At 70.7% G+C, this 14,745-nt stretch carries 11 protein-coding genes; 4 read left to right on the top strand and 7 right to left on the bottom strand.

Translation table 11 applies throughout. The features are described from left to right. The first annotated feature begins 72 nt into the window (after positions 1-72). Both glmU and BOSE125_RS02660 read left to right on the top strand, forming a co-directional pair. Positions 73-1,629 carry a bifunctional UDP-N-acetylglucosamine diphosphorylase/glucosamine-1-phosphate N-acetyltransferase GlmU gene (gene glmU / locus BOSE125_RS02655; protein ID WP_159549573.1) on the top strand — a complete coding sequence of 519 codons (1,557 nt, stop codon included), beginning with the start codon at positions 73-75 and terminating at the stop codon, positions 1,627-1,629. A gap of 82 nt (positions 1,630-1,711) precedes the next feature. Continuing rightward, positions 1,712-2,692 (top strand): ribose-phosphate diphosphokinase, encoded by a 981-nt coding sequence (locus tag BOSE125_RS02660; RefSeq protein ID WP_159549576.1) that lies wholly within the window; start codon positions 1,712-1,714, stop codon positions 2,690-2,692. A gap of 136 nt (positions 2,693-2,828) precedes the next feature. Here BOSE125_RS02660 and BOSE125_RS02665 read toward each other — a convergent pair whose 3' ends face one another. Then, entirely contained in the window at positions 2,829-3,335 is a 507-nt protein-coding gene (locus tag BOSE125_RS02665; protein WP_159549579.1) for a DUF2505 domain-containing protein, read from the bottom strand. Between the two features lie 91 nt (positions 3,336-3,426). On the opposite strand from BOSE125_RS02665, the gene mfd reads away from it, so the two are divergent. Continuing rightward, entirely contained in the window at positions 3,427-7,131 is a 3,705-nt protein-coding gene (gene mfd, locus BOSE125_RS02670; protein WP_159549582.1) for a transcription-repair coupling factor, read from the top strand. An 87-nt stretch (positions 7,132-7,218) separates the two neighbouring features. Here the strand turns inward: mfd and BOSE125_RS02675 are convergent, their stop codons facing one another. From BOSE125_RS02675 to BOSE125_RS02695, 5 genes are all read right to left on the bottom strand, one after another. Then, a complete protein-coding gene (locus tag BOSE125_RS02675; protein ID WP_159549585.1) occupies positions 7,219-8,214 on the bottom strand; it encodes an acyltransferase family protein in 996 nt (331 codons plus the stop codon). A gap of 76 nt (positions 8,215-8,290) precedes the next feature. Further along, the gene (locus tag BOSE125_RS02680; protein WP_159549588.1) at positions 8,291-8,563 is read right to left on the bottom strand and encodes a hypothetical protein; all 273 of its coding nucleotides are present in this window, start codon (positions 8,561-8,563) and stop codon (positions 8,291-8,293) included. Positions 8,564-8,626: 63 nt separating this feature from the next. Further along, positions 8,627-9,331: a deoxyribose-phosphate aldolase gene (gene deoC / locus BOSE125_RS02685; protein WP_159549591.1), complete on the bottom strand. Its 705-nt coding sequence runs from the start codon at positions 9,329-9,331 to the stop codon at positions 8,627-8,629. Positions 9,332-9,357: 26 nt separating this feature from the next. Continuing rightward, complete coding sequence (locus BOSE125_RS02690; protein ID WP_159549594.1) at positions 9,358-11,178, bottom strand: phospho-sugar mutase; 1,821 nt, start codon at positions 11,176-11,178, stop codon at positions 9,358-9,360. 101 nt (positions 11,179-11,279) lie between these two features. Further along, complete coding sequence (locus tag BOSE125_RS02695) at positions 11,280-12,182, bottom strand: purine-nucleoside phosphorylase (protein ID WP_371300562.1); 903 nt, start codon at positions 12,180-12,182, stop codon at positions 11,280-11,282. Between the two features lie 84 nt (positions 12,183-12,266). Here BOSE125_RS02695 and BOSE125_RS02700 point away from each other — a divergent pair, with 84 nt between their 5' ends. Then, the gene (locus tag BOSE125_RS02700; protein ID WP_201301122.1) at positions 12,267-13,679 is read left to right on the top strand and encodes an NAD(P)H-quinone dehydrogenase; all 1,413 of its coding nucleotides are present in this window, start codon (positions 12,267-12,269) and stop codon (positions 13,677-13,679) included. Positions 13,680-13,789: 110 nt separating this feature from the next. On the opposite strand, the gene BOSE125_RS02705 is transcribed toward BOSE125_RS02700, so the two are convergent. Further along, positions 13,790-14,734 (bottom strand): zinc-binding dehydrogenase, encoded by a 945-nt coding sequence (locus BOSE125_RS02705; RefSeq protein ID WP_159549600.1) that lies wholly within the window; start codon positions 14,732-14,734, stop codon positions 13,790-13,792. Positions 14,735-14,745 lie beyond the last annotated feature (11 nt).

Consider the following 14,745-nt stretch of genomic DNA (forward strand, 5'->3'; position numbering starts at 1 on the left):
TAGACTGACCGGCGGCGGTCTACCACCTCTGGTTGGGCCGACTCCGGACGATCGAAGCAGGAGCGCAGATCCTTGACCGAATCCACCGTGGTACCCGCAGAGCCGGCAGGACCGGCTGCGCCAGCAGCAGTCATTGTCCTCGCCGCCGGGGCGGGAACGCGGATGAAGTCCAAGACCCCCAAGATCCTGCACCCGATCGGGGGTCGGTCCATGATCGGCCACGCCCTCACCGCGGCCGCGGGGCTGAACCCGCGTGAGCTGGTCGCCGTGGTCCGCCACCAGCGGGACCTGGTCGCCGACCATATCCTCTCCCTGTCCGAGGCACTCGGCACCACTCCGGTCATCGCGGACCAGGATGAGGTGCCGGGCACCGGCCGCGCTGTGCAGTGCGGCCTCGAGTCCCTCACGGCCGCCGCAACCCCCACGCACGACGCCGGCCCGGCCGGTACCAGCGGCATCTCCGGCACCGTCGTCGTCACCTACGGAGACGTCCCCCTGCTGACCACGGAACTCCTCGCCGAACTCGTGGCCACCCATGAATCCGAGTCCAACGCGGTCACGGTGCTGACCGCCCTGCTCGAGGATCCCACCGGCTACGGCCGCATCCTGCGGGACACCGACGGTTCGGTGGCCGGGATCGTGGAGCACAAGGACGCCACGGACGCCCAGAGGCAGATCAACGAGGTCAACTCCGGCATCTACGCCTTCGACGGCGCCGTGCTGACCACTGCCCTGTCCCAGGTCACCACGGACAACGCCCAGGGCGAGATGTACCTGACCGATGTCCTGCAGATCGCCCGCGCCGCCGGCGGCCGCGTCGCCGCGGTCTCCACCACGGACCAGTGGCAGGTGGAGGGCGCGAATGACCGTGTGCAGTTGCAGGCCCTCGGCGCCGAGATGAACCGCCGCACGATCGAACGCCACCAGCGCGCCGGCACCACCGTCCAGGACCCGGCCACCACCTGGATCGACTCCACCGTGACGCTGGAGCCGGACACCACCATCCTGCCCAACACCCACCTGCAGGGCTCCACGCACATCAGCGAGGACGCCGTGATCGGCCCGGACACCACGCTCGTGGACACCACCGTGGGGATCGGCGCCACCGTGACCCGCACCCAGGCCAGCGGGGCCGTGATCGGCGACCGCGCCGGCGTCGGGCCCTTCACCTACCTCCGCCCGGGGACCGTGCTCGGCGAGCAGGGCAAGATCGGGGCGTTCTACGAGACCAAGAACACGGTGATCGGCCGCGGCTCCAAGCTCTCCCATCTCGGCTACGCCGGGGACGCCGAGATCGGTGAGTACACGAACATCGGCTGCGGCAACATCACCGCCAACTATGACGGCGTGAACAAGCACCGCACCGTGATCGGCAGCCACGTGCGGACCTCGTCCAACACCGTCTTCATCGCCCCCGTGACCGTGGGGGACGGCGCCTACACCGGTGCCGGCGCCGTGGTCCGCAAGGACGTCCCGGCCGGCGCGCTCGCCCTGACCGTCGCCCCGCAGCGCAACAGCGAGGGCTGGGTCGAGGACCGCCGCCCCGGCTCCCCGGCAGCCGATGCGGCCGCCCAGGCCCGCGTGGGCCACGGCACGCCGAACACCCTACAGCCCGACGCCGGCGCTTGAGCCCCCGGCCGATGTCACGCCTCCCTCCCGATCACCCCACCACCGGCCGGCCACCCCAGTCAGAATCAGGAAGTACACAGCGATGAACGAGATCACCCAGCACAGCGAGAAGAAGCTGGTTCTGGCAGCGGGTCGGGCACACCCCGAGCTGGCGGCGCAGGTGGCCGAGGAGCTCGGCACCGAACTGCTGCCGATGAGCGCCTACGACTTCGCGAACGGGGAGATCTACGTCCGCTCAGGTGAGTCCGTGCGCGGCAAGGACATCTTCGTGATGCAGTCGCACCCGGCGCCGCTTAACAACCACCTCATGGAGCAGCTGCTCATGCTGGACTCGTTCAAGCGGGCCTCCGCCAAGCGCATCACCGCCATCTCACCCTTCTACCCCTACGCGCGGCAGGACAAGAAGGGCCGCGGCCGCGAGCCCATCTCCGCCCGGCTGGTCGCTGACATGTACCGCACCGCCGGTGCGGACCGCATCATGAGCGTGGACCTGCACACCGCCCAGATCCAGGGCTTCTTCGATGGCCCGGTGGACCACCTGTTCGCGGTGCCGCTGCTGAGCGACTACATCCGCACCAAGACCGAGGGGGAGGACCTCACCGTGGTCTCCCCGGACACCGGCCGCGTGCGGGTGGCGGAGCAGTGGGCCGAGCGCCTCGGCGGTGCCCCGCTGGCCTTCGTGCACAAGTCGCGTGACCTCACCGTCCCGAACCAGGCCGTGTCCAAGCAGGTCGTCGGCCAGGTCGAGGGCCGCACCTGCGTGCTGATCGACGACATGATCGATACCGGCGGCACCATCGCCGGGGCCGTCCGCGTGCTCAAGGAGGCCGGTGCCAAGGACGTCATCATCGCCGCCACCCACGCCGTGTTCTCGGACCCGGCCGCGCAGCGCCTGGCCGAGTCCGGCGCCCGGGAGGTCGTGGTGACCAACACCCTGCCGATTCCGGAGGAGAAGCGCTTCGACGCCCTGACCGTGCTGTCCATCGCCCCGCTGCTGGCCCGTGCCATCCGCGAGGTCTTCGAGGACGGCTCGGTGACCAGCCTGTTCGACGGCAACGCCTGAGCCGTCCGCTGACCCAGAGCCCTGCGGCACGTGCCGCCGGCTCACCTGATGTCACCACGAGAGGACATTGCCCCGGTGGGATCCACCGGGGCAATGTCCTCTCGCTGTCGCTGGCCCGTCTGGCCGATCTGGAGGGTTACCGCTTCAACCAGGTGGCCACTTCGCGGGCCTGACGTCCCAGCACCTGGCCGACGCGGGGTTCCGCGGCCTGGCCGATCTTCTTGCCGAGCAGCGGGATCCTGCACTCCAGGGTTCCCGTGACGCGCACCTCGGTGCCGTCATCCGTGGGCAGCAGCAGCTGTTCGGCGGTCGCCGTGGTCTTGGCGGCGCCCACGGTGACGACCAGCTGGCCGGTGCGGGAGCCATCGGCGGCGGGGGCGGACCAGGTCTCCTGCTGTTCCACGCTCAGCTTGTCTCCGAGGAACTTGCCGGCGACCTTCTGCACGGCGTCCGGCAGCTTGTTGACCGGCACAGAGCGCACCATGGTGATGCTCACGGGTCCGGTGAGCTCGCCCTGGCGCTCGAAGGCGACCAGCGCTCCGCCGAGGCCCTCGGTGACCTTGCGGTTGAAGGCCTCGTCGACCAGGGCCGCGAACACGTCGGCGGGCGGATGGGCAATGGTGGTTGATTCCTTGAACGCCATGGGGTCCTCCTGGGGGTTCGGTCTGTTCCGGTGTCTCCGCCTGCGGCGGACACCACGCCTGAGCCTATATCGACCAACTATGCTGGGATGAATGACCACTCCCCACCCTCTGGCAGGGATGTTCCCCGCCCTGCTGCAGGACCAGGCCATCGCTGTGGCCTCCATCTCCGCTGCCCGCACCGGTGCTGACCGCACCGAGGATCTGGAGATCAGCCTTCCCGACGGCGCCCGGCCGCCCCTGGTGGCCCTGCTCGCCGGCGCTGGGGCCGGGATCGCCGGAGCCGAGGCACCTGGCCTGTCCCGCCCCGCCACCGTCCTGCTCGTCACCGCCACCTCCCGGGAGTCCGAGGACCTCGCCGCCGACCTGGCCGGCTGGATGGACCCGGACACCGTGGCCCACTTCCCGTCCTGGGAGACCCTGCCGCACGAGCGGCTGTCCCCCCGTTCGGACACCGTCGGCACCCGGTTGGCGGTGCTGCGCCGGCTGGCCCACCCGGGGGAGGACGGCCGGGCCCCACTGGCCGTGGTCACCGCCCCGATCCGCTCCGTGCTGCAGCCCATGGTCACCGGCCTGGGCGACCTGGAGCCGGTGCGGATCTCCGTGGGGGAGGACCATGACTTCGACGGGGTGGTCCAGGCCCTCGCGGACGCCGCCTACTCCCGGGTGGACATGGTCTCCCGCCGCGGCGAATACGCGGTCCGCGGCGGGCTGCTGGACGTCTTCCCGCCCACCGAGTCCCACCCGCTGCGCATCGAGTTCTTCGGGGACGAGGTGGAGCAGCTGCGCTACTTCTCCGTGGCGGACCAGCGCTCCCTGGAGGACACCAGCGGGGACGGCACCGGCCACCCCACCACCCTGTACGCCCCGCCCTGCCGCGAGCTGCTGCTGACGGACGCGGTCCGGCGCCGGGCCAAGGAACTCATGCCGCGGCTTCCCGGAGCCGTGGACATGCTCGAGCGGATCTCCGAGGGCATGGCCGTGGAGGGCATGGAGTCCCTCGCGCCGATCCTGGCCGAGGGCATGGTCCCGCTGGTGGACCTGCTGCCCGAGGGCTCCCTCGCTGTGCTGGTGGAGCCGGAGAAGATCCGCCACCGCGCGGATGACCTGCTGAGCACCAACGAGGAGTTCCTCCAGGCCGCGTGGGCCACCGCCGCGATGGGCGGTACCGCCCCTGTGGACATCGGCTCCGGGCCGGGAGGCCAGGCGGACGCCGGCGGCTTCGCGACCCTCGCCGAGACCCGCGCCGCAGCCCTGGACCGGTTCCAGGGCTGGTGGCAGCTCACCAGCCTCGGCACGGATGTCGAGCTGCTGCCGGATGCCTCCGCCCTGCGCACCTCCCTGTCCGAGCCGCAGGGCTTCGCCGGGGACGTGGAGGCCATGACACGGCACGTGGCCGAGCGATGCAAGGACGGCTGGCAGGCCGTCGTCGCCACGGACGGTCCGGGCCCGGCCCGCCGCCTGGCGGAACTGTTCGGTGAAGCCGGCCTGTCCGCCGTCGTGGTGGATGCCGTGCCCTGGCAGCCGCAACCGGGGCAGGTGACCATCACGACCGCCGTCGCCGGTTCCGGTTTCGCCCTGCCCGTGGCCAAGGTGGCGCTGCTGACCGAGCAGGACCTGTTCGGCCGCAACCGGGCGGCCGGGGCCCGGGGCGGTACCAAGACGCTGGCGCGCAAGCGCCGCAACGCCGTGGACCCGCTGACCCTGGCCGAGGGCGACTACGTGGTGCACACCCAGCACGGCATCGCCCGGTTTGTGGAGCTGCAGCGCCGCAAGGTCGCCTCCGGGACGGTGGGTGCCGGTGGTGCGGGTGCCGGTGCCAGCGCCGGCGGGAGCGCCGACTCCTACCGCGAGTACCTGGTGCTGGAGTATGCGCCGTCCAAGCGCGGGGCACCGGGGGACCGGCTGTTCGTCCCGACGGACCAGCTCGACCAGGTCAGCCGGTACGTGGGCGGGGAGGCGCCGAGCCTGTCCAAGATGGGCGGTTCCGACTGGGCGTCCACGAAGTCCAAGGCGAAGAAGGCGACGAAGCAGATCGCCGGCGAGCTGATCCGCCTGTACTCGGCCCGCATGGCCTCCCGCGGGCACACGTTCGCCCCGGACACCCCGTGGCAGCGCGAGTTGGAGGAGTCCTTCCCGTTCATCGAGACCCCGGACCAGCTGACCACCATCAACGAGGTCAAGAAGGACATGGAATCGACCGTGCCCATGGACCGGCTGATCTCCGGCGACGTCGGCTTCGGCAAGACCGAGGTCGCCATCCGGGCCGCCTTCAAGGCCGTCCAGGACGGCAAGCAGGTGGCCGTGCTGGTCCCGACCACGCTGCTGGCGCGCCAGCACCACGAGACCTTCACCGAGCGCTTCGCGGGCTTCCCCGTCAAGGTCAAGCCGCTGTCCCGGTTCCAGAACGCCAAGGACTCCAAGGAGACGCTGGACGGGATGGCGGAGGGCACCGTGGACGTGGTCATCGGCACCCACCGGCTGCTGTCCAAGGAGATCCAGTTCAAGGACCTCGGCCTGGTAATCGTGGACGAGGAGCAGCGCTTCGGCGTGGAGCACAAGGAGGTGCTCAAGACCATGCGCACCAACGTGGACGTGCTCTCCATGTCCGCCACCCCCATCCCGCGCACCCTGGAGATGTCCCTGACCGGCATCCGTGAGACCTCCACCCTGGCCACGGCCCCGGAGGAGCGCCACCCGGTGCTGACCTACGTGGGCCCGAAGACCAACCAGCAGATCACGGCCGCCATCCGCCGCGAGCTGATGCGCGAGGGGCAGGTCTTCTTCGTGCACAACCGGGTGTCCTCGATCGACAAGGTGGCCGGGGAGATCCGGGAGATCGTCCCCGAGGCCCGCGTGGTGGTGGCCCACGGCAAGATGGGTGAGGCCCGCCTCGAGAAGGTCATGGAGGACTTCTGGGAGCGGAAGTTCGACGTGCTCGTGTCCACCACGATCATCGAGACGGGACTGGACATCGCCAACGCGAACACCCTGATCATCGACCGCGCCGACGCCTACGGGCTGTCCCAGCTGCACCAGCTGCGCGGACGCGTGGGGCGCGGCCGAGACCGCGCCTACGCCTACTTCCTCTACGACCCGGAGAAGTCGCTGAATGAGACGGCCCTGGAACGGCTCAAGGCCGTGGCCGCGCACAACGAGCTCGGCTCCGGCATGCAGCTGGCCATGAAGGACCTCGAGATCCGCGGCGCCGGCAACCTGCTCGGCGGGGAGCAGTCCGGGCACATCGCCGGAGTCGGCTTCGACCTCTACCTGCGGATGGTCGGGGAGGCCGTGGCCGACTTCAAGGGTGGCGAGGACACCACGCCGGCCGAGGTCAAGGTGGAGTTGCCCATCAACGCGCACCTGCCGCACGACTACGTGCCGGGGGAGCGGCTGCGCCTGGAGGCCTACCGCAACCTCGCCCAGGCCAATGACGACGCGGCCGTGGACGCCGTGGTGGAGGAGCTGAAGGACCGCTACGGGGACCTGCCGGGCGCCGCCGAGAACCTGGTGGCCGTGGCCCGCTTCCGCAACGCCGCCCGCGCCGCCGGGGTCACCGAGGTCATGCTGATGGGCCAGAACGTGAAATTCGGCCCGGCGGACCTGCCCGAGTCCCGCGAGATGCGGCTCAAGCGCATGTACAAGGGTGCCGCCGTCAAGCCGGCGCTCAACGCCGTGATGATCCCACGGCCGAAGACGGCGCCGGTGGGCGGCAAGGACCTCACGGACCTGCCCCTGCTGGACTGGGCCGCCCAGGTCCTCAAGGCGATCTTCCTGCCGGACGCTCCGGTCGGCTGACCTGTCCGTCCTGCTCGGACCAACGCTTTCAGCCGAGTCTGGGTGGGTGTTGGGTCCTGCGACCCACCCCAAATCGACTGAGAGCGATCAGAGGTGGGTGGTTGCCGCGCGCTCCCGCCGCCGCGCCCGCCACTGCACCCACCAGTCCGGTGCCGGCACCCCGGACAGCCAGGGGGACAGCGGCGTCGCGTTGATGGCCAGGCCCACGGCCCAGCTGATGAGCACGGTCAGGGCGAACTTGGCCCCGTCGTCCAGAATGCCCAGGTCCACGAGGGTCTGCAGCAGCCAGCCGTGGAAGAGCACCACCACGGTGCCGGTCCGCACGAGGGCGTTGACGGGCCGGGCGGCGCCCGTCACGAGCCGGTTCACCACGGTGCTGAAGACCAGCACGAAGCCGGCAGCCGTCATCGCCCCCACCACGGGGGTGATCAGGAACTGGCCGAAGCCGGAGAACTTGATGTTGAGGGGTTCCACGCCCAGCGTCACGGCGAGGAGCCCGGCGGCGATGAGCACGGCCCCGATCAACGCGCGGTTCCGCTTGATCCGGGGTTGGAGCTCGTAGCGGAACAGCTCCCCGGCCAGGACGAAGAACAGGCAGGGCAGGGCCAGACCGAGCCCGAACGGAGTTCGGCCGAGCAGGCTGTCCGGGAGCATGGACAGGGCCAGGCCGAGCACCGCGACCCCCCACGCCACGAGCACGGGAAACCGTTCGAGGATGCGCCGCAGCAGGGTCACGAAGAACAGCACGGAGATGAACCAGAAGGCCCACCACGGCGGAGTCTGATCTGAGCCCCCGTACCAGCCATTGGCCATCAGGGGCCAGAACTCCTCGGGGGTGTCCCGGGTCCAGGCCCAGGCGGCCACGCTCATGATGACGGCCCAGATCAGGTACGGCACCGCCAGGGTCCGCGACCGGGCCTGGAGCTCGTAGACGAAGGGCCGGCCGCGAGTCCAGAAGTAGCCGGTGAGGAAGAAGAACAGCGGCATCCGCCAGATCTCCAGGTATTCGCTGCCGACCAGGCGGGGCCCGTAGGAGTGGCCCGCCACCACGGCGACGATGGAGACGATACGCAGAACGTCCACGCCGGTGTTCCGGCGTGGACGTTGCGTCGGCAGCGGTGCTGCGGGGGTCTGCGCTAGAGGGATACGGCCCTCCGGGTCAGTGGCTGGCGTGGTGGGCGTTCGGATCCTCCACGTGGATGGCCTCGTGGTCCACCGAGTCGCTGCGGCCCAGCAACTGCTGCGGGATCAGGTAGGCCAGCACGGCCAGGACCATGGCGATGCCGCCAGGAATCCAGACGTCCTCAAGGGACCACCAGCCCATGGCGTAGACGCAGCCAGCGAAGATCAGGAAGCACACCACGGTCATCAGCAGGTTGCCCCAGAAATGGCCCTCGCCCGAGTGGTTCTTCGGCTTGCCGTTAACGATCACAATGTCTCCTCATGCGGTGGCGTGGACCGGCGACGTCGCCGGGTGCCGGTGGTGCGATAAAAACTAGCTTGTCTTCAGGATAGCAAGGGCGGAGCTGGCTCCGATCCGGGTTGCGCCGGCCTCGATCATGGCGAGGGCGTCCTCGCGGCTGCGGACGCCGCCGGAGGCCTTGACTCCGAGCTCCGGGCCGACCACGCGGCGCATCAGGGCTACGTCCGCGACGGTGGCGCCGCCGGTGGAGAATCCGGTGGAGGTCTTCACGAAGTCCGCGCCGGCCTCAACAGAGGCGCTGCAGGCCAGTTCCTTGGCGGCATCGTCCAGCAAGCACGTCTCGATGATGACCTTGAGGATCGCACCGCCGTCATGGGCGGCCTGCGCCACGGCGCCGATGTCCGCGACCAGCGCTGCGCGGTCCCCGGCAAGGGCAGACGCGATGTCGATGACCATGTCCACCTCGTCCGCGCCGTGGGCGACGGCATCGGTGGTCTCGGCGACCTTGGCGGCGGTGGTGGTGGCACCCAGCGGGAAGCCGACCACGGTGCAGGTGAGCACGCCGGACCCGGCAAGCGCCTCGGTGACGGTGGGGACCCACACGGGGTTGACGCACACGCTCTTCACCTGCGCCTCGGACGCCTCGGCACAGACCGCCAGGATGTCCTCCCGGGACGCCTGCGGCTTGAGCAGGGTGTGGTCGATGAACTGGGCGAGCTCCGCGGTGGTGAGCTCGGCGGAACCGGTGGACGCGGTGGAATCAGGGCCGTTCTGCATGGGAGCCAGCCTACCGTGGCGGTCCGTCACGCCTGCCCCAGGGCCGCGCCGATGGAGGCGGAGAGCTCGGCCAGGGCGGCGGACGCCTCGGCCCGCACCCCCGGCAGCTGCGTGGCCGCCTCCACGGGGCGGACCACCTCCAGGTAGCACTTGAGCTTGGGTTCGGTGCCGGAAGGACGCACCACCACGCGGGAATCGTCCGCGGTGGTGTACATCAGGGCGTCGGTGCCTGGCAGGTTCCGGTAGCCCAGAGTGAGGTCCACGGTCTCGACCACGTCCTGGCCGGCGAGGGTGACCGGCGGCGCCAGGCGCAATCGGGTCATCATGGAGCTCAACATGGCCAGGTCCGCCACGCGCACCGAGAGCTGGCCGGTGGCGACCACCCCGAAGTGCAGGGCGATCTCATCCAGCGCATCCAGCAGGGTCTTGCCCTGGTCTGCGAGCTCAGCGGCCAGCTCGACCGCCACCAGGGCGGCCGTCATGCCGTCCTTGTCCCGCACCATCTCCGGCGCCACGCAATAGCCGAGCGCCTCCTCGTAGCCGAAGCCCAGTCCGGGCACCCGCGCGATCCACTTGAACCCGGTCAGGGTCGTCTCGTGCGGCACGTCCCGTTCCGCGGCCACACGGGAGAGCAGGCGGGAGGACACCACGGAATTCCCGACGACGGCGCCCGCCGGCCGCAGCCCGGCCATCAGGTGGCTGCCCAGCAGCACGCCGACCTCGTCCCCGGTGAGCATCCGCCAGCCAGTCGCCGCGCCGCCCGCGCCGTCTCCAGCGGCCGGGTCCGGGACTGCGAGGGCCAGCCGGTCGGCGTCGGGGTCATTGGCGATGACCAGGTCCGCGCCGCGGTCCCGGGCCGCGGCCAGGGCGAGGTCCATGGCGCCGGGCTCCTCCGGGTTGGGGAAGGCCACGGTGGGGAAGGCGGGGTCCGGCTCCGCCTGCTCCGGGACCGTGTACGGCCGCTCGAAGCCGGCGTCCTCGAACAGGTCCGGCAGCACGGCCCCGCCGACCCCGTGCAGGGGCGTGTAGACCACGTTGAGCCGGCGGTGGCCGGTGCGCTCGGGGTCCAGGACCCGGCAGGCCGCCAGCCGGTAGGACGCCGCGATGCCACGGTCCGCCACCGTCCAGCCCTCGGCGGCCAGCGGGATGGAGTCCACCGGGGCGTGGTGGTCGATGCAGCCGGCGATGTCCCGGTCACTGGGCGCGGTGATCTGGGCGCCGCGGCCGGCGTCGTCCGTCATCCGCCCGCCCAGGTACACCTTGTAGCCGTTGTCGGCGGGCGGGTTGTGGCTGGCGGTGACCATCACGCCGGCATCGGCGTCCAGATGCCGCACGGCGAAGGCCAGCACCGGCGTCGGGAGCTCGGAGGGCAGCAGGATCGTGTCCAAGCCGGCCGCGGCGAACACGGCGGCGGAGTCCAGGGCGAACGTCTTCGAGCCGCGGCGGGCGTCATACCCCACCACGACGCGCGGGGGGCGGGATTCCTGACCGGCCGCGGTGCCCGCTGTGGCATCCAGAGCAGGATCCGCTGGGGCATCTGCAGACTGCCCGGGGACCATCTGCGTGAGGCGCTGGAGCAGGTAGGTCGCGAGTCCGGCCGCGGTCCGGCGCACCACCACCCGGTTCATGCGGCCCGGGCCGGGACCCTCCTCGGCACGGAGGCCGGCGGTGCCGAACTCCAGCGGGCCGGCGAAGCGGGAGGCGAGGGACGCCACCGCCGCGCCGTCCCCGGCCTGCGCCGCGGCGATCTCGGCCTCGAGGACCGCACGGTCGCCGTCGTCAGGGTCCTGGCGGGCCCATTCCACGGCGGCGGCGATCAGGGCGGGATCGATGTCAACAGTGGTCACGGGAAGGTCCTCGGGTTTCTCATCAGTTGCCAGGTGCGTCAGGTGCGTCAGGTTGTTCGGCTGGAGCCGGCGGGCCAGTGCGCCAGCGGCCTGCCGGGGTGTCAGAGGCGGTCGATGATGCCGGCCAGGAGGGCGGAGATGCGCGGTCCGGCGGCCTCGCCGGCCTCCACGACCTCGGCGTGGCTGAGGGGCTCACCGCTGAAGCCGGCCGCGGCGTTGGTGACCAGGGACATGCCGAACACCTCGAGGCCGGCGTGGCGGGCGGCGATCGCGTCCAGGGCGGTGGACATGCCCACCAGGTCGCCGCCGATCGCCTTGGCGTAGCGCACCTCGGCGGGGGTCTCGTACTGGGGCCCGGAGAACTGCACGTAGACGCCCTCGGGCAGGGACGAGTCCACCTCGCGGGCGATCTCGCGGATCCGGGGGGAGTAGAGGTCCGTGAGGTCCACGAAGTTGGCCCCGACCAGCGGGGTGGCGCCCGTGAGGTTGATGTGGTCGGCCACCAGCACCGGGGTGCCCGGGGCCCACTCCGGAACGAGGGAGCCGCAGCCGTTGGTCAGGACCACGATCTCGGCGCCGGCGGCGGCCGCGGTGCGCACGGTGTGGGCCACGGCGCCGGCGTCGCGGTGTTCGTAGTAGTGCGTGCGGGAGCCGAAGATCAGGGCGTGCCCGGCACCGGCGCTGTCCTCGCTCCCGCCGCCGTTCAGGCGCACGGAGCGCACGGTCGGGTTGTGCCCCGGCACTGAGGGGGCGGCGAAGCCGGGCAGCTCGGCGGTCGGGATGGTGTGGGTGGTCTCGCCGATCAGCTCGGCGGCACCGCCCCAGCCGGACCCCAGCACCACGGCGATGCGGTGCCGGGCCACGCCCGTCACCTGGGCGAGGGCGGCGGCGGCACTCCGGGCCTCGGAGAACCCCGGGTGGTCGCCCTGCAGCGGCGAGTGGCCGGACGGGTCGTCGAAGCTGGGGGCGGTGGAGGAGCCGGTGGAGGCAGTTGCGTCAGTCACGACCGTCAGCCTAGTGGGAAGCGGCGGAATCAGCCTGCGGTGCGGCCGGTCTGCATTCGGCGTGATGCCGCGGGGTGGGACACAATGGTGTCTGTGACTTCCACCCCCATGTACTCGCGTCCCCGTCCCTCCCTCACCATCATCGGCGGCGGCCCCGGCGGCTATGAGGCGGCCATGGTGGCCGCAAAGCTCGGGGCGCAGGTGACCGTCGTCGAGTCCAAGGGCATGGGCGGATCCGCCGTGCTGACGGACGTGGTCCCCTCCAAGACACTCATCGCCACGGCAGACTCCATGCGCCGGGCCGGGCGTGCCCCCGCGCTGGGCGTGGCGCTGGGTGAGGATCCGGCGAGGGCGGACATGACCGTGGTCAACCGGCGATTGCTGAACCTGGCCTCCGAGCAGTCCAGGGACATCGGCCGGGCCCTGGAGCGCTCGGGAGTGCGCATCGTCATCGGCAAGGGCCGGCTGACCGGGCCCACCACGGTGGAGGTGGCCACCGAGGACGGCACCGAGACGATCGAGTCCGAGAACATCCTCCTGGCCACCGGCGCCAGCCCGCGCGAACTGCCGACCGCCATGCCGGATGGGGAGCGCATCTTCAACTGGACCCAGGTCTACTCGTTGACGGAGGTGCCCGAGCACCTGATCGTGGTGGGCTCCGGCGTCACCGGCGCGGAGTTCGCCTCGGCCTACAACCAGCTCGGTGCCAAGGTCTCCCTGGTGTCCTCGCGGGACCGCGTGCTGCCGGGGGAGGACCCGGACGCCGCCGCCGTATTGGAGGACGCCTTCGTGGAGGACGGCGTCAACGTGGTCGGCAAGACCCGCGCCGAGTCCGTGGAGCGCACCGCCACCGGGGTGCGCGTGCACCTCTCCGGTGGCCGCGTGCTGGAGGGCAGCCACTGCCTCCTGGCCGTCGGCGGGGTCCCCAATACCGCCGATCTCGGGCTGGAGGCGGCCGGCGTCCGGCTGACCGACTCCGGCCACATCGCCGTGGACGGGGTCTCCCGCACCACCGTGCCCGGCATCTATGCCGCCGGCGACTGCACCGGGGTCTTCGCCCTCGCCTCCGTGGCCGCCATGCAGGGGCGCGTTGCCGTGGCACACCTGATGGGGGACGCGGTCAAGCCGTTCCAGCCGCACCTGGTGTCCTCGAACATCTTCACCTCCCCGGAGATCGCCACCGTCGGCGTGACAGAGGAGCAGGTCGCCTCCGGCAAGTACCAGGCGGACATCCTCAAGCTCGATCTGAGCACGAATCCCCGGGCCAAGATGCAGAACGTCACGCACGGCTTCGTGAAGATCTTCGCCCGCAAGGGTTCTGGCACCGTGATCGGCGGCGTGGTGGTGGCCCCGCGCGCCTCCGAGCTGATCTACCCGATCGCCCTGGCGGTGAGCCACAAGCTGCACGTGGACGATCTGGCCAACACCTACACGGTCTACCCCTCGATCTCCGGGTCGATCTCCGAGGCGGCCCGCCGCCTCCACGTCCACCTCTGACCGCTCACCCTCACAGCAGAGAACAGAAACGGGAACGGCGCCGGCCCGGCACCCCGGTGCGATTCCTCGCGGGGGTGCCGGGCCGGCGTCGTGATGCGCTGGCGGAGGCCTCAGCGGTCGTAACGGGCGACCAACCGCCCCACGACCTCGCCCTTGGCCAGTCGATCGAGCCCCTCGGGAATGTCTTCGAAGCCGATGTCCGCCGAGGTGATGGAGAGGTCCCCGTCGGCGATCATCTTCAGCACCGCGTCAAGGTGCTCGCGCTTGCCCAGGGTCGTGGATCCCTGCAACGTGATGGCCCGCGTGATGAAGTCGAAGGACGGGAAGGAGAACTCAAGCTTGCCCATGCCGACCAGGACGACCTTGCCGCCGAACTTCACGGCGTCCAGGGCCTTGACGGTGGTCTCGCCGAAGCCGGCGTAGTCGATGACCACGTCCAGGTCCTCACCGGCCAACTCGGCGACGTCCTTGACGACGCGGGAGACGCCCCTGTCCCTGGCCTCCTGCCACGTCTCCTCGCGCGGTTCGATACCGATGACTTCGGCTCCCTGCACCACCGCGATGCGGGCACCGGTCATGCCCAAGCCGCCCAAGCCCAGGATCCCGACGCGCATGCCCTTCTCGACTCCGCCGTGGACGACCACGCCGGAGTAGGAGGTCACCCCGGCATCGGTGGCCGCCGAGGCCTGGGACCACTCCACGCCGGCAGGCTTATGCACGAGCATCTCGACGTTGCCGATCACATACTCTCCGTAGCCGCCATCGCGGGAGACGCCCGGGGCGTCCGTGGCCTTGACGGCCTGGGCCACCTCGTCCCCGACCTTGAACTCGGTGACGCCCTCGCCAACCTCCTCGACGATTCCGGCGACCTCATGGCCGAGCACGATCGGCAGGTCGACGATGATGGGGATGACGCCTTCCAGGTAGCCGACGTCGCTGTGGCACAGTCCAGCGGCAACCACTTTGATCAACACCTCACCGGCCCCCGGCTTCGGTCGATCCCGTTCCTCGAGCCGCAGATCGGCGTCGACCTTGTCCATCACCCAGGTTTTCACAGTTGCTCCTT

It is taken from the genome of Citricoccus sp. K5, from assembly GCF_902506195.1.
In the GTDB taxonomy this organism is placed as follows: Bacteria; Actinomycetota; Actinomycetes; order Actinomycetales; family Micrococcaceae; genus Citricoccus.

What these genes read in the sequence shown, in the direction of transcription:
- BOSE125_RS02660 (WP_159549576.1), top strand. Translation starts at nt 1,712, where the DNA reads ATGAACGAGATCACCCAGCACAGCGAGAAGAAGCTGGTTCTGGCAGCG.
- BOSE125_RS02665 (WP_159549579.1), bottom strand. Translation starts at nt 3,335, where the DNA reads ATGGCGTTCAAGGAATCAACCACCATTGCCCATCCGCCCGCCGACGTG.
- mfd (WP_159549582.1), top strand. Translation starts at nt 3,427, where the DNA reads ATGACCACTCCCCACCCTCTGGCAGGGATGTTCCCCGCCCTGCTGCAG.
- deoC (WP_159549591.1), bottom strand. Translation starts at nt 9,331, where the DNA reads ATGCAGAACGGCCCTGATTCCACCGCGTCCACCGGTTCCGCCGAGCTC.
- BOSE125_RS02700 (WP_201301122.1), top strand. Translation starts at nt 12,267, where the DNA reads ATGGTGTCTGTGACTTCCACCCCCATGTACTCGCGTCCCCGTCCCTCC.